The following is a 17,725-nucleotide window of genomic DNA, read 5'->3' on the forward strand; positions in this document are numbered from 1 at the left end:
ATCGTCAACGGGACGACTGTTGACAGGTCAGACACATTCCCGCAACCTGATAGCGCTCCCGAGCCCAGGCAGGTGCGAGCTGATGGCGACACTCCAGGCCGGCCGTCTGCTGGCCCGGCGGTACCGGCTCATCGACCGGATCGGTGCCGGTGGCATGTCGGTGATCTGGCGTGCCCGCGACGAGGTGCTCGACCGGGTGGTGGCGGTGAAGGTGCTCGCCCCCTCGCTCGCCGCCGACGCGCGGTTCCGCGACATGGTGCGCGAGGAGGCCCGCTCGGCCGCCCAGCTCGACCATCCGCACGTCACCGCCGTGCACGACTACGGCGAGACGGTGGCCCCGGACGGCTCCATCACCTCGTTCGTGGTGATGGAACTGCTCAGCGGCGAGGAGCTGGAACACCTGCTGACCCAGGGGCCGCTGCCCTGGCCGGCGGCGGTGGAGACGGGCGCGCAGGTGGCCGAGGCGCTGGCCGCGGCGCACCGGCTCGGCATCGTGCACCGCGACGTGACCCCGGCCAACGTGATGATGACCGGCACCGGCGCGAAGGTGCTCGACTTCGGCATCGCCACCCGGATCGGCACGCCGGACGACGACGAGGACGGCGGCACGTTCGGCACCCCGGCGTACGTGGCCCCGGAGCGGCTCGACGGCGCGCCCGCCCAGCCGGCCACCGACGTGTACTCGCTCGGCGTGCTGCTGTTCGAGACGCTGACCGGGCACCCCCCGTACCCGGCGGAGACCTGGGAACAACTGAGCGCGGCGCTCGCGGACTGTCCGGAGCCCACACTGGACGACGTACCGGGCCTGCCCGGGCCGGTCGCTGACATCTGCCTGCGCTGCCTGGCCCGCGACCCGCGTCGCCGGCCCACCGCGCACCGGGTGGCCGCCGTGCTGCGCGACCAGATGCTGCCCGCCGACCCGCAGGCGGCCACCATGCTGGCGCCGACCATGACGCTGCCCGCGCTGACCTCCCCGCCGCCGGCCGGCCCGGAACCGGCGGGGCCGCCGACCCCGGGCCAGGCCCCCGCGGCGCAGCCGATCCCGGAGCCGGGGCAGGATCCCGCCGCACAGCCGGTTCCGGGCCGGCGGCGGACCCTCACGCTGGCCGCAGTCGGCGTGACTGTGGTCGCCGCGGCGGCGCTGCTGGCGTCCGCGCTGACGCCGGACCGGCCCGCCGGCCCCCGGGTGCTGCCGACCGCCGGGCCGGTGCAGCCGTCGCCCGCCGAACCGACGGTGACCGAGGAGCCGGCCACCACGCCGCCGGCCGGGCCGACCACTCTGCCGCCGACCGGCGGCGTGCGCCCGCCGGCCGCCGGTCAGGCCGACGCCGCCGAACGGGTGGACGGGCTGATCGAGGCCGGGCTGACCGAGGGCCAGATCCGCGAGGACGTCGGGGTGGACCTGCGCAACCTGCTGCGCAACGCGGTCGCCGCGAACGGCGAGGGCGAGGTGACAGCCGCCGTGGACCGGCTCCGTGGCAAGATCGACGAGCGTCGCCGCGAGGGCAGCATCAGCCCCGGGTACGCGCGGCGACTCGACGCCGCCGCGGCGGAACTCGTAGCCGGGCAGACCTGACGGGTCAGCCGGCCACGACCGGCGCGACCGCCCGCTGTGCCCGTGCGGGCGCCCGCGCGGCCAGGAAGCCCCGGTAGACCGCCTCGTAGTCGGCGGCCATCCGCTCCACCGAGAAGTTCTCCGCCACGTGCGCCACGCAGTCCGCCGGGTCCAGGTCCGCCGCCGCCCGCAACGCCGCCGGCAGCTCGCCCGGGTGGTCGCAGACGAAACCGGTCACCCCGTCGCGGACCAGTTCCGGCACCGCGCCCCGGCCCAGCGCCACCACCGGCGTACCCGTCGCCATCGCCTCCACCATCACCATGCCGAACGGCTCCGCCCACTGGATCGGCATGATCAGGCAGCGGGCGTCCAGCAACAGCCGCAGCGCGGTCACCCGATCCGCGTTCACCACGGGCGTCACGTCGTCGCCGAGCAGCGGCCGGACCACCTGCTCCAGGTAGCGGCGCTCAGCGGGCTCGTTGCACTTGCCCGCGAGCGTGAGCGGCAGCCCGGCCGCCCGGCAGGCCGCGATCGCCACGTCCGGGCCCTTGTCCGGGCTGAACCGGGCCAGCCAGAGCACCGGGCCCGCGCCCGGGCTGCGCTTGCGGGGGATGTCCCGCAGCGGCATCGCGTTGTGCACGGTGCCCGCCCAGGGCAGCCCCGGATTGGCCCGGCGCTGGGCGTGCGAGATCGCGATCAGGCCCACACCCCGGTCGGTGTTGCCGAGCACAGTGCCGTACTCGCCGACCGGGTTGCCGTGCACGGTGGCCACAGTGGGCACGCGGCGGCGGCCGGCCACCATCGGGCCGATCGTGGTGTGGTCGTGGATCAGGTCGAAGTCGGCCGGGTCGACCAGGCGGTCCACGTGGGCCAGGTGCGCCAGTTCGGGCAGCGACTCGCCCATCCGCTCGTACTGGAGGTCGTCGCAGGTGGAGACGAAGTCGGCGGCGGTGCCGTGCTCGGTCCCGGCGCCGAACAGCGTGACGCGGTGCCCCCTGTCGACGAGCGCGTCGACGAGCCCCGCCACCACTGTCTCCAGCCCGCCGTAGCCGGGCGGCGGCACCGACAGCCACGGCGGCACCACCATGGCGATCCGCAACGGCCCGGCCCACGCGCGCTCCGAGGACTGCTGGTTCACGGCCACGAGTCCTCCCCGTCGGTCCCCGGCGTACCCCGCTGCGCGCGGGTTCCCGGCCCGGCCCGCGGTAAACGACGGGCGGTCAGCCGGACACCACGATCCCGACGTGCACCTCCCGTACGCCGGGCAGCGCCCAGGCGGCCCGTTCCGCGTCCTCCCGCTGCCACCAGGCGCTCACCACACCGTCGAGCACCACCGTGTCGCCGTCGACCCGGGCGTCGATCCGCTCGGTCCCGGTACGCCGCAGCAGCAGGCGGCGCAGGTCGATCCGCTTCTGCTCGTCACTCGGCGGGGTCGGCGGCCGCACCTCGACCAGGTTCGTCACCCCGCGTACGCCGCGCAGCCGGCGCAGTTCCCGTTCGGCGGTACGGCGCTGGAAGCCGAACTCGACCTCGCCGCGCAGCATGATCCAGCCGTCGGCGACGGTCACGTCCAGCCGCTCGGCGGGCACGAAGCTGTCCCACTCCAGCGCCCGGCTCGCAGCGATCGCGATGTCGGCGTCGGTACGCCGGTCCGTGGCGGGCAGGTCGACCGCCAGGTCACTGGCGACCGCCCGGACGCCGCGTACCCGGTGGGCGCAGCGCTCGACGGCCCACCGCCGGGCGTAGCTGTCCACCTGGCCGGTGAGCGTCACGACGCCCCGCGCGACTGTCACGCCGACCTCGGTGGCCCGGGTCTGCGCGTCCCAGTCCAGTTCGGCGAGGACGTCGCGCTGGATCTGCTGGTCGGTGCGCACGGCGGACGTGGTGGTCATGCCCCGACCCTCCCGCCGGTACGGGTGAGGCGCGCTCACCCGTACCGGGTGAGAAACGAGGAGGGGCGGCGGGTGACGGAGCCAACCCCCTTGGCTCCGTCACCCGCCGCCCGGGAGGGAGGCAGGTCCTCGGGACTATGACGTCTCGGCGAGCGTCACGGTTGCGTTCTCGGTGGATCCGTTTCGCTTGTACTGCACCTCGACCCGGTCACCGACCTTGCCGGCCTGCACGGCGCCGACCAGGTCGTTCGAGTCGTTGATCACCTTGTCGCCGAACTTGGTGATCACGTCGCCGCGCTGGATCCCGGCCTTCTCGGCGGGGCTGCCGGGCGTGACCGCGGCGACCAGCGCGCCGCCGTCCTCGGCGCCGTTCACGCTCACCCCGAGCGAGGGGTGGCTGATCTTCTCGCCGCGCTGGAGCTTCTCGGCCACGTTCTTGGCCTTGTTGCTCGGGATGGCGAAGCCCACGCCGATGTTTCCGGTGCTGCCCTGCCCGGCGGTGGCGATGGCGGTGTTGATGCCGATCACCTCGCCCCGGGTGTTGACGAGCGCGCCGCCGGAGTTGCCCGGGTTGATCGGGGCGTCGGTCTGGAGCAGGCCGGAGATCGAGCTGGCGCCCTGCTGCGGGTTCTGCTGGCCGCCCTCCCCCGCCTGGATGGTGCGGTCGCGGGCGCTGAGGATGCCGGCGGTGACCGAGCCCTGGAGGCCGAGCGGGCTGCCCAGGGCGAGCACCTGGTCACCGACCTGCATGGCGTCGCTGTCGCCGAACTTGGCCGCCTTCAGGTTGCTGACGCCACTGGCCTGGACCACAGCGAGGTCGGTCTTCGGGTCGGTGCCGACGATCTTCGCGGAGGCGCTCTTGCCGTCGGCGAAGACCACCCGCACGGTGTCGCCGCCGGCGCCGGCGACGACGTGGTTGTTGGTGAGCACGAACCCGTCGGCGCTGAGGATCACCCCGGAGCCCTCACCGCTGTTCGTCATGATCGTGACGATGCTGTCCTGGACGGAGGCCGCGATCTTGGGCAGGTCGGCGCTGTTGATCACCGGCGCGGCGGAGTAGGTGCGGGTGGGACCGTCCCCGTCGAGCGCGAGGGCGAGCGCGCCACCGGCCGCGCCGGAGCCGAGCATCAGGACCAGCGCCAGCGCGCCCGCGCCGACGAACTTCCCGGCCCGGCTGGGGCGTGCCGGCTGCTGCGGGCCCCACTGCGGCATCGGCTGCCCGGGCTGGTACGACTGGTATCCCTGCTGCGTCTGGTACGGCTGTGCCTGGTACGACGGCACCGGCCCACCGTGCTGCGTGGACGGGTAGCCCGCGGCGGTCTGCTGGTTCCAGCCGCCCTGCTGGTGCTGCTGCCCGTACCAGGGGTGCGGCTGCCCCGAGGCCGGGTACGGCGGCGCGGACGGCGTCGCCGGCTGCGGCGGGTACGGCCCGGCGGGCGCGGTGTTTCCGGCGTTCTCCGCCGGGTTCGTGTGCCCGGCGGGCGTGCTGGTTCCGGCGGCCGGGGAGTCGGCCGGAACCGACGCCGCGGCCGGGGTGCTGGAGGAGTCCGACGTCCCGCTCTCGACGCGGGGCAGCTCGGCGGTGTGGTGCGACGGCTCGGCGTCGGCGGGGGCCGGCGACCGCTGCGGATCGGTCTCGTGGTCGGTCATGCCATCAGCTTTCCCCGTAGCACTGTCACCAGCCTGTAATCCGCCTGGAAGTTTTCTGAATGTCACTCGCCGGGCTCGGGCTCCTCGGGCAGCAGCGGCAGCTTCACCCGGAAGGTCGCCCCTCCGCCCGGTGTCTCCGCCACCTCGACGGTGCCGTGGTGCGCGGCGACGAGCGCGGCCACGATGGCCAGGCCGAGGCCGGTGCTGATCGGCCCGCCGGCCCGGCGGGTACGGGCGGCGTCCACACGGTAGAACCGCTCGAAGACCCGCTCGGCCTGCTCCGGGGTGAGGCCGGGACCGGTGTCCGCCACCTCCACCACGGCGAGGTTGCCCGCCTCGGCCCGCAGCCGCAGCGTCACCGAGGTGTCCGGCGGCGTGTGGGTGAGCGCGTTCGTCATCAGGTTGCCGATCACCTGGCGCAGGCGCGCGTCGTCGCCGAGCACCACCAGCGGCCCGGCGCCCGGTTCCCGCTCCAGCTCGATCCGCCGGTCCGGGGCGACCACCCGGGCCGCCTCGACCGCGTCGGACGCCAGCACCGGCAGCTCGACCGGGGCCAGCGCGATCGGCCGTTCCCGGTCCATCCGCGCCAGCAGCAGCAGGTCCTCCACCAGCAGACCCATCCGGGACGCCTCGTCCTCGATGCGGCGCAGCAGGTCGGCGGTCTGCTCCGGCGCCCGCGCCGCGCCCTGGCGGTACAGCTCGGCGAAGCCCCGGATGGTGGTCAGCGGCGTGCGCAGCTCGTGCGAGGCATCGGCGATGAACTGCCGCATCCGCTCCTCGGACCGGCGGGCCCGCGCCTCCGACGCCTGCGCGTACGCGGCGGCGTCCCGTGCGCCCATCTCGGCGCTGCGTGCCGCCGCCTCGGAGGCGGCCCGCGCGGTGAACGCGGCCTCGATCTGCGCGAGCATCGCGTTCAGTGCCCGGGACAGGCGGCCCAGCTCCGAGGTGGGGCACGGCCGCCCCATCTCCGGGTCGGGCACCCGCCGGGTCAGGTCGCCGCCGGCGATGGCGGCCGCCGTACGCTCTATCTCCACCAGCGGCTTCAGGCTGGTACGGACGATCCCGGCACCCACCGACGCCAGCGAGATCAGCACCGCGCCGCCGACCAGGAGGTCTATCCAGACCAGCCGGCCGACCGCGGAGTCCACGCCGGTGAGGTGCTGCCCGAGCGCGATGATCCGCCCGTCGGGCAGGGCGGTGTAGAGCATCCGCCACCGGCTGCGGCCGTCCTCGGAGCGCACGGTGAACGGGTCGCCCACCCGCTCCTGGTAGCCCGCGTAGTCGGCGGGGAACCGGGGCAGTTCCTCTTCGCGCAGGCCCTCGTAGCGCGTCGGCTCCTCCGGCAGCTCACCGGGCGCCATCACGGACGCCACGTAGTCCGACGGAATGGTGATCTTGATCCCGCCGCCGCCGGCCTTGTCGAGCGTGTTGGCCACCGTGTACGCGCCGCCGCGGAGCTGGTCGTCCGCCTGCCCGATCAGATAGTTCCGCAGCAGGAACGCCGTCAGGCCGCTGATCACCACCAGCGCCACAGCCACGAGCGCGAGGACCGCGGCGACGAGTTTCAGCCGGAGCGGGACGCTGCGCAGCCTGCCCTTCGCGTCGTGGACGACGTTCACGCCGCCGGCTTGCGGAGCACGTATCCCACTCCCCTGAGCGTGTGGATCAGCCGGGGCTGGGTGTTGTCGACCTTGCGCCGCAGGTACGAGATGTAGGACTCGACGATGTTGTCGTCACCGCGGAAGTCGTAGTTCCAGACGTGGTCGAGGATCTGCGCCTTGCTGAGCACCCGGTTGGCGTTGAGCATCAGGTAGCGCAGCAGCTTGAACTCGGTCGGCGACAGCTGCACCCGCTGGCCGGCCCGGTGCACCTCGTGGGTCTCCTCGTCCAGCTCCAGGTCGGCGAAGGTGAGGCGGGACGGGGCCTGCTCACCGGTCGCGGTACGCCGCAGCACGGCCCGGATACGGGCGGTCAGCTCCTCCAGGCTGAACGGCTTGGTGACGTAGTCGTCGCCGCCCAGGGTGAGCCCGCGGATCTTGTCGTCGGTGGCGTCACGCGCGGTCAGGAACACCACAGGGGTACGCGTACCGCCCTCGCGCAGCATCCGGATGACCTCGAAGCCGTCCAGGTCGGGCAGCATCACGTCGAGCACCACCAGGTCGGGCCGGTGGTCCTTGGCGGCGTTGAGTGCGGCGCTGCCGCTGGTCGCGGTGGCCACGTCGAAGCCCGCGAAGCGCAGGCTCGCGGAGAGCAGTTCGAGGATGTTGGGATCGTCCTCGACGACGAGAAGCCGGGCCTCGGTCTGGGTAGCCGCCATGGCACCCATCATCCGTGCTCCGGCTGCGGCCGCGCTGGGTGCTCCCTGGAAACAACCTGTGAGATCAGCGGAGCAGCCGCCGCAGCCCTTCCAGCGCACCGTCGAGCAGCCGGATCGCGGTACGGAGCTGGTTGTCGCTGAGCCGCCGGGCCCGGACCAGCGCCCCGACCTCGACGGTGAACGCGGCGAGCCGCTGGTCGAAGTCGGCGAGCAGCGGCGACTCCTCCGGGCGGGCCGATCCCCCGTCGCCCGCCGGCCGGGTGGTCGCGGACGCCGTCCAGCCGCCCTGCCGGGTCTGCCGGGCCGCCTCGCGCAGCTCCCGCTTCAGGTCGCGCACCGATCCGCGTACCTCGGTGCGGATCTCACCGGCCAGCGCGGAGAGGTCCTCGACGGCGGCGCCGATGTCGCTCTCCAGCGTCGACAGCTCGTCGGCGCGCTGCCGCAGTTCGGCGCGGCCCGCCTCGGTGATCTCGTAGACCTTGCGCCCGCCCGCGGCGGTGTGCGTGACCAGCCCTTCCGCCTCCAGCCGTTGCAGGCGCGGGTAGATGGTGCCGGCGCTGGGCGCGTACAGGCCGAGGAAGCGCTCCTCCAGCAGACGGATCAGCTCGTAGCCGTGCTTCGGGCCGTCGTCGAGCAGCTTCAGCAGGTAGAGCCGGAGCCGGCCGTGGCTGAACACGGCGGTCACGGCACGTCCTCCACATGGTCGGCGGGCGCGACCGGGCGGGCGAGCAGCGCGATGCTGCCGGAGGTCGCGGAGGCCCAGAGCCTACCCGCACCCCCACCGAGCACACCGTGGCTGTCCTTGATCGAGCCCAGCCCGCGCCCACCGCCGTCCACCTGGGGGAAGCCGCTGGTGATCTTGCCGGAGGTGGTGTGCAGGTGCACTGTGAGGTCGCTGTCCTCGCGGACCCGCACGGTGATGCTGCCGGAGATGGCGCTGAGCCGGATCTCGCTGCCGCGCGGGTTGTCCAGGTCGCAGGTGATCGAGCCGGAGACGGCGTGCGCGCGGACCCGCTCGGGCGCGCTGTCGGCGAGGATCAGCTCACCGGAGACCGTCTCCAGGTCCAGGTCGCCGCCGATGCCGAGCGCCTCGACCGGCCCGGAGATGACCTTCGCGCTGGTGCGTCCCCGCAGACCGCGCAGCGTGACCTGCCCGGAGGTGACGTCGACCCGGGTCTCCCGGCGCAGCCCGGAGGCGACGAGCGCGCCGCTGACCACCGACAGGGTGGCGAGCACGTCCGGCGGAACGGCGACCGACACCTCGGCCCGGATCCGGTTGCCGAACCAGGAGAAGATGCCGAGCAGGCCGGGCTTGCGCTTGTGCCGGATCGTCAGCCGCCCGTCGCGTACCTCGACGAGAAGCGGCCGGCTGCTGATCCGGGTCACGTCGACCCGGGCCGGACCGTCGGCGCCGACCACGTTCAGCCGGCCGCTGATCAGCTCGGCGTCGAGCCGGGTGATCGGCTCGTCCAGCGTGATGCGCTGCGGGTTGTCGACCGTCCAACTGGCCATGACACGCTCCCCTCGTCGGCGTACCGGCCCACGGCACGCCAGGTGTTGCGAGGAGCATAACGCGATACATCGCGACTGAACAAGACACTATCGCGACTATGTCGCGTCTCCGACGGCTGAGCGGTCAGGCCGCCAGGTCGAGCTGGGTCGCGAGCACGGGACGCGGGGCCGGGCGGACCGCGGCCTCGGCGATCCGGGCCAGCGCCCGGCGGTCCGCGCCCTCGGCCGGGTGCAGCGCGGCGCTCACCGTCACCGACACGGTCAGGTCCCGGGCGGCGAGCACCCGGCGCATCGACGCCCAGAGCGTCTCCTCGCCGAGGAAGGCGGGCAGCGTGCTCGGGTCGCCCGCGTACCGGTAGCCGAGGCTCAACGGCACCACCGGCGCACCCGCCGCCACGGCGGCCTCGAACATCGCCGGACGGAAGCCGCGGCTCGGGCGGCAGTCCGTCGCGGCGCCGCACCAGGTCGTACCCTCCGGGAACACCGCCACCGACCGCCCGGACCGCAGCGCGCCGGCCACCCGCGCGACGGTGGTCGGCAGGTCACGCGGCCGGGACCGGTCCACGAAGACGGTGCCCGCCGCGGCGGCCAGGGCACCCACCAGCGGCCAGCTCCGGACCTCGCGCTTCGCCAGCATCCGGGCCGGCGACACGGCGAGCACCGCCAGGACGTCCAGCCAGGACACGTGGTTGGCGACCAGCAGCGCGCGCCCCCGCGGCACCCGGCCGCGGACCAGCAGACGCACCCCGAGGGTACGCAGCGTCCACCGCGCCCAGCCCCGCGACGCGGCCCGGCCCCGGGCGGCGGGCAGCACCGGCAGCAGCGCGACCAGACCCGTCCCGGCCAGGAGCATTCCGAGTACGCCGAGCAGCCGCCCGGCCCGGCGCAGCCACGACACGTCCGGGGCGGCGTGCGGCGGCAGACAGTCCGGCCCGCAGCCCGAGGCGGGCCGCCACAGGCCCTCCCCGGCAACCGGACCGGCCGCCCACGGCTCGGCGGCGGCGGTCACGACCCGGCCTCGCCGAGGAAGTGCCGCAGGTAGCGCGGGTTCATCCGGTCCAGCGAGAACAGCACGTAGAAGTCGGCGCAGCCGAAGTCCCTGTCGTACGCGGGCTCGCCGGCCACCCAGGCGCCCAGCCGCAGGTAGCCGCGCAGCAGCGGCGGCACGAGCGCCCGGCGTCGCGCCGGGGTGAGCGCGGCGAGGTCGGCGGCGGGCGCCTCGGCGAACCAGGGCCGGCGCGGGGTGACCCGCAGCAGCGGCGGGGCGAGGTGCCGGGCGGTGACCTCGGCCCACACCTGCGCGGCGGCGGTCCCGCCGTCGTCGACCGGCACCGAGGCGCAGCCACCGAGCCAGCGGGCGCCGCGCAGGTGCAGGTAGCGGCAGATCCCGGCCCACATGAGGTTGATCACGGCGCCGGTGCGGTGGTCCGGGTGGACGCAGGAGCGGCCCGCCTCGACCAGGTCGTCGCGGAGCGGGGCGAGCGGGCCCAGGTCGAACTCGGCGTCGGCGTACCGGCGGTCGGTGCGGCCGGGCGGCAGCAGCCGGTACGTGCCGACGACCTCCCCGGTCCCCTCGTGCAGCACCACCAGGTGGTCGCAGTACGCGTCGAACCCGTCGGTGTCGAGCCCGGTGGCGGCGGTCGGCAGGGTGGCGCCGAGTTCGCCGGCGAACACCTCGTGGCGCAGGCGTTGCGCGGCCGCGACCAGTGTCGGGTCGTCGGCGATCAGCAGGGTGTAACCGCTGGTCGTGAGCGGTGCGCCAGCGGCGTGCAGAACGGCCATGACTCCTGTGTAGGTGCCCCGGGTTGCCACCGGGCGGGATGAGGGGTGTCGATCCGGTGAACGCCGGTCGGCGGCGGCGTGCGAACCGGGACGGCCGGGACGGGACCGGCGTGTGCGAGGCTGCCGGGCGGACCGCCCGCGACGGCGCCGGCGGAGGGGAACCGGAGGTGCACATGCTGGTCGAGGCCCGCTTCCAGGGGCCGGACGGCTCCGGCAACGGCGGCTGGAGCGCCGGGATCTTCGCCGCGCTGATCGACGACCGGGGCCCGGTGGAGGTCACGTTGCGCCGGCCGCCGCCGCTGGACACGCCGCTGACCGCCGCCGACGGCGAGGTACGCGATCCGGACGGACACCTGATCGCCCAGGTACGCCGGGTCGAACCGGTCGACGCGGTGGTGCCGCCGGTGGACCGGGCGACGGCGGCCGACGCCGCGCGGGCGTACCCCGGTCTGGTCGACCACCCCTTCCCCCGCTGCTACGTCTGCGGCCCGGCGAACCCGGACGGGCTGCGGATCTTCCCCGGGCGGCTGCCGGACGGGCGGACCGCCGCGCCGTTCCGCGCGCCGGCCGACGTGGTGCCCTCGACTGTGTGGGCGGCGCTGGACTGCCCGGGTGGCTGGGCGGTGCTCGCGCCCGGCCGGCCGTACGTGCTGGGGCGGATCGCCGCGCAGGTCACGGCGCTGCCACGGCCCGGCGACGAGTGCGTGGTGACGGGCCTCGCGGTCGGCGGTGAGGGACGCAAGGCCGAGGTGCACACCAGCCTGTACGGTTCGGACGGCGCGCTGCTCGGCCGCGCCCGGGCCATCTGGGTGGCGCTGCCGACCCGGTGATCTCCTCCCTGAGGAGGACGGCGCGTACGCGTCCCGCCTGATTGACCCCCTTGCGCCGGGTTGGAAGGCTGTTGCCGGGTGCCCCCGCAACGGCGCCCCCACCGGCGCGCGACGAGCCCGCCGGGGCAGGAGAGGAGAATGATGTCCGACGGGCAGCCACGCCCCAGTGCCGGGACCGGCCAGATCATCGTGTCCGGCCTGACCAAGCAATACAAGACCGTCCGCGCGGTGGACAACCTGTCGTTCACGGTCGAGCCGGGCCGGGTCACCGGCTTCCTCGGCCCCAACGGCGCCGGTAAGACGACCACGCTGCGCATGCTGCTCAACCTGGTGACGCCGAGCGCCGGCACGGCCACCATCGGCGGCAGCAGGTACGCCGACCTGCCCGATCCGCTGCGTACGGTCGGCGCGGTGCTGGAGGCGTCCAGCGCGCACAAGGGCCGCACCGGCATCAACCACCTGCGGGTGATCTGCGCTGCGGCGGGCCTGCCGAAGGAGCGCGCCGACGAGGCGCTCGCCCTGGTCGGGCTCTCGCCCGCCGCCAAGCGCAAGTTCAAGGGCTACTCGCTCGGCATGAAGCAGCGGCTCGGCATCGCCGCCGCGATGCTCGGCAACCCGCAGGTGCTGATCCTGGACGAGCCGGCCAACGGCCTGGACCCGGAGGGCATCCGCTGGATGCGCGGCTTCCTCAAGGGGCTGGCCGCCGAGGGACGGACGGTGCTGGTCTCCAGCCACCTGCTCTCCGAGATGCAGCTGCTCGCCGACGACGTGGTGATCATCGCGGCCGGCAAGCTGGTCCGGCAGGGCCCGGTCGACCAGGTGATGGCGTCGATGACGCACGACGTGCGGGTGCGGGTGCGCACCCCGCAGGCCGACGAACTGACCGCGGCGCTGCGCGAGCAGTCGGCCGTCGTCGACACCGACCCGCACGGCGCGCTGCTGGTGACCGGCGTGGACGCGCCGGCTGTGGGCCGGGTCGCGCTGGCCGCCAAGGTCGAGCTGCACGAGCTGACCACCGAGCGCCCCGACCTCGAAGGGGTCTTCCTGGAGCTGACGGCCGGAAAGGCGGAGATCCGATGACGCTGGTCCGATCCGAACTGCTCAAGATCCGTACCACCAGCACCTGGTGGATCTTCGGGCTGATCAGCCTGGCGCTGTGGGCGCTCACGCTGTTCTTCAACTGGTTGCAGACCGAGGCGCTGGCCGGCGGGGACTTCGGCGAGGTGCCGGCCGACCAGTCCGACCAGTTGCAGGCCATCTCGGCCGCCGACAACCTGGCGGCCAACCTCTACACGAACGGCCAGTTCTTCGGGCTGCTCATCGTGCTGCTGCTGGGCATCGTGGTGGTGACCAGCGAGTTCTTCCACCAGACGGTGACCACCACGTTCCTCACCGCGCCGCACCGCACCGCTGTGATGCTGGCCAAGCTGGCCGCGGCCGGCGTGCTGGCGCTGCTGTTCTGGCTCGTCACCACGGTGCTGAACCTGGTCACCGCGCCGCTGATCCTCAGCTCGGTGGACGTCGGCTCGCAGCTCGGCAGCGGCGCCGTGTGGCGGGCGATCGCGCTCAACGGCCTGGCGTACCTGCTGTGGTCGGTGCTCGGCGTCGGGCTCGGCGTGCTGATCCGCAGCCAGATCGGCGCCACCGTGACCGGCATCCTGTTCTACCTGGGCGGCGCGATCGGCGCGGTCATCGTCCTCAGCCTCCTCGCGGCGCGGTACGGCGACTGGATCAACAAGCTCCAGCTGCTGGTCCCGTCGCTGGCCTCCGGGCTCATGGTCGGCGGTGACACGGACATCCCGGGTAACCCGCCGCAGTGGGCCGGCGCCCTGGTGCTGATCGGGTACGCGGTGGTGGCCGGCGCGATCGGCGTGGCCACGATCCGCAAGCGCGACATCTCCTGACCTCGCGTCGGGGACGGACCCCGGTCGGTGACGGACGTCATCGGCCGGGGTCTCGCTCGTCTAGCAGGAGTCGGCGGATCACGCAGCGTTTGCCGAACTTCTGGCATCTTCTGTGAAACGGACCACCAGCCGGAGGCGAGAATGCCTGCGCGCAGCGCACGGCGTAGCCTTGGCATCGGTTTACCCAGCGTCGGCAACCGGGGGTCACCGGGGGCCACCGTGACATTCACAACCGCGTGAAAGAGGCGATTAGCGGCCGTGTCGACCCAGCAGACTTCGCAGGAGAACCCACTGGCGGGTTTCGGCCCGAACGAGTGGATCGTCGAGGAGATGTACCAGCGTTACCTCGCCGACCCCTCGAGCGTCGATTCGGCCTGGCACGACTTCTTCGCCGACTACCGGCCGGCCCCGGGCGCCGCCACACCGCGCCCGGACGGGCAGGCCAAGCCGGCCGCGAAGCCGGAGCCGGCCGAGCAGCAGGAAGCGGTGGCGACCGTCACCGCGCAGTCCGCCAAGGCCGAGCCGAAGGCCGCCCCCAAGGCCGCGCCCGCTCCGGCCAAGCCCGCCGCCAAGCCGGCGGCGAAGGCGCCCGAGCCGGCCAAGAAGTCCGCCCCGGCCAAGCCGGCCGCCAAGGCGCCGACCGCGAGCGCCGCGGGCACCACGCCGCTGCGCGGCGTCGCCGCCAAGATCGTGCAGAACATGGACGCGTCGCTCGCCGTCCCGACCGCCACGAGCGTGCGCGCCGTCCCGGCCAAGCTGCTCGTCGACAACCGCATCGTGATCAACAACCACCTGACCCGCGGTCGCGGTGGCAAGGTCAGCTTCACCCACCTGATCGGGTACGCGCTCGTCCGCGCGGTCGTCGAGCACCCGGAGATGAACAACTCCTTCGCCGAGGTCGACGGCAAGCCGGCGATGGTCCGCCCGGAGCACGTCAACCTGGGCATCGCGATCGACCTGGTCAAGCCGGACGGCTCGCGCAACCTGGTGGTGCCGTCCATCAAGGGCTGCGAGCAGATGGACTTCCGGCAGTTCTGGCAGGCGTACGAGGACGTGGTCCGGCGCGCCCGCCGCAACGAGCTGACCATGGAGGACTACTCCGGCACCACGATCTCGCTCACCAACCCGGGCGGCATCGGCACGGTGCACTCGATCCCGCGCCTGATGCAGGGGCAGAGCGCCATCATCGGCGTCGGCGCGATGGAATACCCGGCCCCCTACCAGGGCATGAGCGAGGCCACCCTGGCCGAGAACGCGGTCAGCAAGGTCATCACGCTGACCAGCACGTACGACCACCGGATCATCCAGGGCGCACAGTCCGGCGAGTTCCTGAAGGTCATGCACGAGCTGCTGCTCGGCGAGCGCGGCTTCTACGACGACATCTTCACCTCGCTGCGGATCCCGTACGAGCCGGTGCGCTGGATGCGCGACGTGGCCGTCGACAGCGAAGGCCAGATCAACAAGACCGCTCGGGTGCACGAGCTGATCCACGCGTACCGGGTGCGCGGCCACCTGATGGCCGACACCGACCCGCTGGAGTTCAAGATCCGTAAGCACCCGGACCTGGACGTGCTCCAGCACGGGCTCACGCTCTGGGACCTCGACCGCGTCTTCCCGGTCAACGGCTTCGCCGGCCAGCAGCGGATGAAGCTGCGGTCGATCCTCGGCGTGCTGCGCGACTCGTACTGCCGCCGGGTCGGCATCGAGTACATGCACATCCAGGACCCGGAGGAGCGGCGCTGGATCCAGGAGCGGGTCGAGCGCAAGTACGAGAAGCCCAGCTCCGACGAGCAGAAGCACGTGCTGAACCGGCTCAACGCCGCCGAGGCGTTCGAGACGTTCCTCCAGACCAAGTACGTCGGCCAGAAGCGCTTCTCGCTGGAGGGCGGCGAGTCGCTGATCCCGCTGCTCGGCGAGGTGCTGGAGTGCTCCGCCGAGGCCGGGCTGGACGAGGTCGTCATCGGCATGGCCCACCGCGGCCGGCTCAACGTGCTGGCGAACATCGTCGGCAAGCCGTACGAGAAGATCTTCTCCGAGTTCGAGGGGCACCTCGACCCGCGGTCCACGCAGGGCTCGGGCGACGTGAAGTACCACCTCGGCCAGAACGGCAAGTTCACCACCCCGGACGGCGAGCACGCGGTCAAGGTGTCGGTGGTGGCGAACCCGTCGCACCTGGAGGCCGTGGACCCGGTGCTGGAGGGCATCGTCCGGGCCAAGCAGGACCGCATCGACCTCAAGCTGGAGGGCTACACCGTGCTGCCGCTGGCGGTGCACGGTGACGCCGCCTTCGCCGGCCAGGGCGTTGTGGCCGAGACGCTCAACCTGTCCCAGCTGCGCGGCTACCGCACCGGCGGCACCGTGCACGTGGTCGTCAACAACCAGGTCGGCTTCACCACCGCCCCGGAGTACAGCCGGTCCAGCCTCTACAGCACCGACGTGGCCCGGATGATCCAGGCGCCGATCTTCCACGTGAACGGCGACGACCCGGAGGCCGTGGTCCGGGTGGCCCGGCTCGCGTTCGAGTACCGGCAGGCGTTCAACAAGGACGTCGTGATCGACATGGTCTGCTACCGCCGGCGCGGGCACAACGAGGGCGACGACCCGTCGATGTCCAACCCGGAGATGTACAAGATCATCGACTCGAAGCGGTCCGTCCGGAAGCTCTACACCGAGGAGCTGATCGGGCGCGGCGACATCACCGTGGAGGACGCGGAGGAGCTGCTGCGCGACTACCAGGGGCAGCTTGAGCGGGTCTTCAAGGCCACCCGGGACGCCGCGACCACCCCGCGTCAGCTCAGCCGCCCGGCGCGGGAGGAGGAGCCGGAGCCGCAGGTCGACACCGCCACCGACGCCGCAGTGGTCAAGGCGATCGGCGAGGCGCACGTCAACCTGCCGGAGGGCTTCACCCCGCACAAGCGGATCCAGCAGCTGCTGGAGCGGCGCCGCAAGATGTCCGTCGAGGGCGGCATCGACTGGGGCTTCGCCGAGATCATCGCGTTCGGCACGCTGCTGCACGACGGGGTCACCGTCCGGCTCGCCGGGCAGGACTCGCGCCGCGGCACGTTCGTCCAGCGGCACGCCTCGGTGGTCGACGCCAAGACCGGCGAGGACTACCTGCCGCTGAAGTCGCTCACCGCCGACGGCGAGCGGTCGCGCTTCTTCGTCCACGACTCGCTGCTCTCCGAGTACGCGGCCATGGGCTTCGAGTACGGCTACTCGGTGGAGAACATCAACGCGCTGGTGGCCTGGGAGGCCCAGTTCGGTGACTTCGTCAACGGCGCCCAGTCGGTGATCGACGAGTTCATCTCCTCCGGCGAGGTGAAGTGGGGCCAGCGCTCCGCGGTGACCCTGCTGCTGCCGCACGGCCACGAGGGCCAGGGCCCGGACCACACCTCCGGCCGCCCGGAGCGGTTCCTCCAGCTCTGCGCCGAGGACAACATGCGGGTGGCCATCCCGACCACCCCGGCGAACTACTTCCACCTGCTGCGCCGCCAGGCCCTGTCGCCCAAGCGCAAGCCGCTGGTGGTGTTCACGCCGAAGTCGCTGCTGCGGCACAAGCTCTGCGTGTCGCCGGTGGAGGACTTCACCACCGGGACGTTCCAGCCGGTGCTGGCCGACACCGCGGCTCCGGCGCCGGAGCAGGTCAAGCGGGTGCTGCTCTGCTCGGGCAAGGTCTACTACGACCTGTTCCAGGCCCGGCAGGAGCGGGGCGTCACCGACACCGCGATCCTCCGGATGGAGCAGCTCTACCCGCTGCCCGTCGAGGAGGTCCGGGCCGCGCTGGCGCAGTACCCGAACGCCGAGGACTTCGCCTGGGTCCAGGAGGAGCCGGCCAACCAGGGCGCCTGGTCGTTCGTCGCGCTCAACCTGCTGGAGCACCTGCCCGAGGTCCGGCTGCGCCGCATCTCCCGCCCGGCCGCCGCCGCCCCGGCGGTCGGCTCGGCGAAGATGCACGAGGTCGAGCAGAACGCGCTGATCGAGGCGGCTCTCCCCCGCCCGTGACATCACCGGCAGCGGCCCGTCCCGACCCGGGGCGGGCCGCTGCCGTACGACGACGAGAGGAACACCGTGTACTTCACCGACCGTGGCATCGAGGAGCTGGTCGAGCGCCGTGGCGACGAGCAGGTCAGCATGGAGTGGCTGGGCGAGCGGCTGCGTGACTTCATCGATCTGAACCCGGAGTTCGAGACCCCGATCGAGCGGTTCGCCACCTGGCTGGCCCGCCTCGACGACCCGGACGACGACTGACCCGGGCGACGGACCGACGCGCCGCGCGGCCGGGT

General features: G+C 73.0%; 15 protein-coding genes. 6 read left to right on the top strand and 9 right to left on the bottom strand.

What is annotated here, in order from left to right; all coding sequences use genetic code 11:
• The first annotated feature begins 82 nt into the window (after positions 1 to 82).
• Positions 83 to 1,576 carry a protein kinase domain-containing protein gene (locus FB455_RS09570; RefSeq protein ID WP_145753001.1) on the top strand — a complete coding sequence of 498 codons (1,494 nt, stop codon included), beginning with the start codon at positions 83 to 85 and terminating at the stop codon, positions 1,574 to 1,576.
• A gap of 4 nt (positions 1,577 to 1,580) precedes the next feature.
• Here the strand turns inward: FB455_RS09570 and FB455_RS09575 are convergent, their stop codons facing one another.
• The 9 genes from FB455_RS09575 to FB455_RS09615 all read right to left on the bottom strand — a co-directional run bounded on the left by FB455_RS09575 (position 1,581) and on the right by FB455_RS09615 (position 10,708).
• Positions 1,581 to 2,693 (bottom strand): glycosyltransferase family 4 protein, encoded by a 1,113-nt coding sequence (locus FB455_RS09575; RefSeq protein WP_369830089.1) that lies wholly within the window; start codon positions 2,691 to 2,693, stop codon positions 1,581 to 1,583.
• 82 nt (positions 2,694 to 2,775) lie between these two features.
• The gene (locus FB455_RS09580) at positions 2,776 to 3,447 is read right to left on the bottom strand and encodes a BON domain-containing protein (RefSeq protein WP_071097881.1); all 672 of its coding nucleotides are present in this window, start codon (positions 3,445 to 3,447) and stop codon (positions 2,776 to 2,778) included.
• Between the two features lie 135 nt (positions 3,448 to 3,582).
• A complete protein-coding gene (locus FB455_RS09585; RefSeq protein WP_071097879.1) occupies positions 3,583 to 5,097 on the bottom strand; it encodes a S1C family serine protease in 1,515 nt (504 codons plus the stop codon).
• A gap of 62 nt (positions 5,098 to 5,159) precedes the next feature.
• Positions 5,160 to 6,716, bottom strand: a complete 1,557-nt coding sequence (locus FB455_RS09590; RefSeq protein ID WP_013475292.1) for a sensor histidine kinase — start codon at positions 6,714 to 6,716, stop codon at positions 5,160 to 5,162.
• Positions 6,713 to 7,414, bottom strand: a complete 702-nt coding sequence (locus tag FB455_RS09595; protein ID WP_030271847.1) for a response regulator transcription factor — start codon at positions 7,412 to 7,414, stop codon at positions 6,713 to 6,715. Before FB455_RS09595 ends, FB455_RS09590 begins: the two co-directional genes overlap by 4 nt.
• Before the next feature lie 64 nt (positions 7,415 to 7,478).
• Complete coding sequence (locus FB455_RS09600) at positions 7,479 to 8,099, bottom strand: PadR family transcriptional regulator (RefSeq protein WP_114918753.1); 621 nt, start codon at positions 8,097 to 8,099, stop codon at positions 7,479 to 7,481.
• Positions 8,096 to 8,926 carry a DUF4097 family beta strand repeat-containing protein gene (locus FB455_RS09605; protein WP_013475290.1) on the bottom strand — a complete coding sequence of 277 codons (831 nt, stop codon included), beginning with the start codon at positions 8,924 to 8,926 and terminating at the stop codon, positions 8,096 to 8,098. Before FB455_RS09605 ends, FB455_RS09600 begins: the two co-directional genes overlap by 4 nt.
• Positions 8,927 to 9,050: 124 nt before the next feature.
• The gene (locus FB455_RS09610) at positions 9,051 to 9,935 is read right to left on the bottom strand and encodes a lysophospholipid acyltransferase family protein (RefSeq protein ID WP_145753003.1); all 885 of its coding nucleotides are present in this window, start codon (positions 9,933 to 9,935) and stop codon (positions 9,051 to 9,053) included.
• Positions 9,932 to 10,708 (bottom strand): GNAT family N-acyltransferase, encoded by a 777-nt coding sequence (locus FB455_RS09615; protein WP_145753005.1) that lies wholly within the window; start codon positions 10,706 to 10,708, stop codon positions 9,932 to 9,934. The genes FB455_RS09610 and FB455_RS09615 overlap by 4 nt, the downstream gene beginning before the upstream one ends.
• Positions 10,709 to 10,881: 173 nt before the next feature.
• On the opposite strand from FB455_RS09615, the gene FB455_RS09620 reads away from it, so the two are divergent.
• The 5 genes from FB455_RS09620 to FB455_RS09640 all read left to right on the top strand — a co-directional run bounded on the left by FB455_RS09620 (position 10,882) and on the right by FB455_RS09640 (position 17,690).
• Positions 10,882 to 11,538 carry a hypothetical protein gene (locus tag FB455_RS09620; RefSeq protein WP_145753070.1) on the top strand — a complete coding sequence of 219 codons (657 nt, stop codon included), beginning with the start codon at positions 10,882 to 10,884 and terminating at the stop codon, positions 11,536 to 11,538.
• Positions 11,539 to 11,676: 138 nt separating this feature from the next.
• Positions 11,677 to 12,618, top strand: coding sequence for an ABC transporter ATP-binding protein (locus tag FB455_RS09625; protein ID WP_013288338.1), 942 nt, complete (start codon positions 11,677 to 11,679; stop codon positions 12,616 to 12,618).
• Positions 12,615 to 13,442 carry an ABC transporter permease gene (locus FB455_RS09630; RefSeq protein WP_013288339.1) on the top strand — a complete coding sequence of 276 codons (828 nt, stop codon included), beginning with the start codon at positions 12,615 to 12,617 and terminating at the stop codon, positions 13,440 to 13,442. Before FB455_RS09625 ends, FB455_RS09630 begins: the two co-directional genes overlap by 4 nt.
• A 258-nt stretch (positions 13,443 to 13,700) precedes the next feature.
• Positions 13,701 to 17,444, top strand: a complete 3,744-nt coding sequence (locus FB455_RS09635) for a multifunctional oxoglutarate decarboxylase/oxoglutarate dehydrogenase thiamine pyrophosphate-binding subunit/dihydrolipoyllysine-residue succinyltransferase subunit (RefSeq protein ID WP_145753007.1) — start codon at positions 13,701 to 13,703, stop codon at positions 17,442 to 17,444.
• Between the two features lie 66 nt (positions 17,445 to 17,510).
• Complete coding sequence (locus FB455_RS09640) at positions 17,511 to 17,690, top strand: DUF6104 family protein (protein WP_013288341.1); 180 nt, start codon at positions 17,511 to 17,513, stop codon at positions 17,688 to 17,690.
• The last annotated feature ends 35 nt before the right edge of the window (positions 17,691 to 17,725 follow it).

The sequence above is a fragment of the Micromonospora sp. CNZ296 genome, from assembly GCF_007827635.1.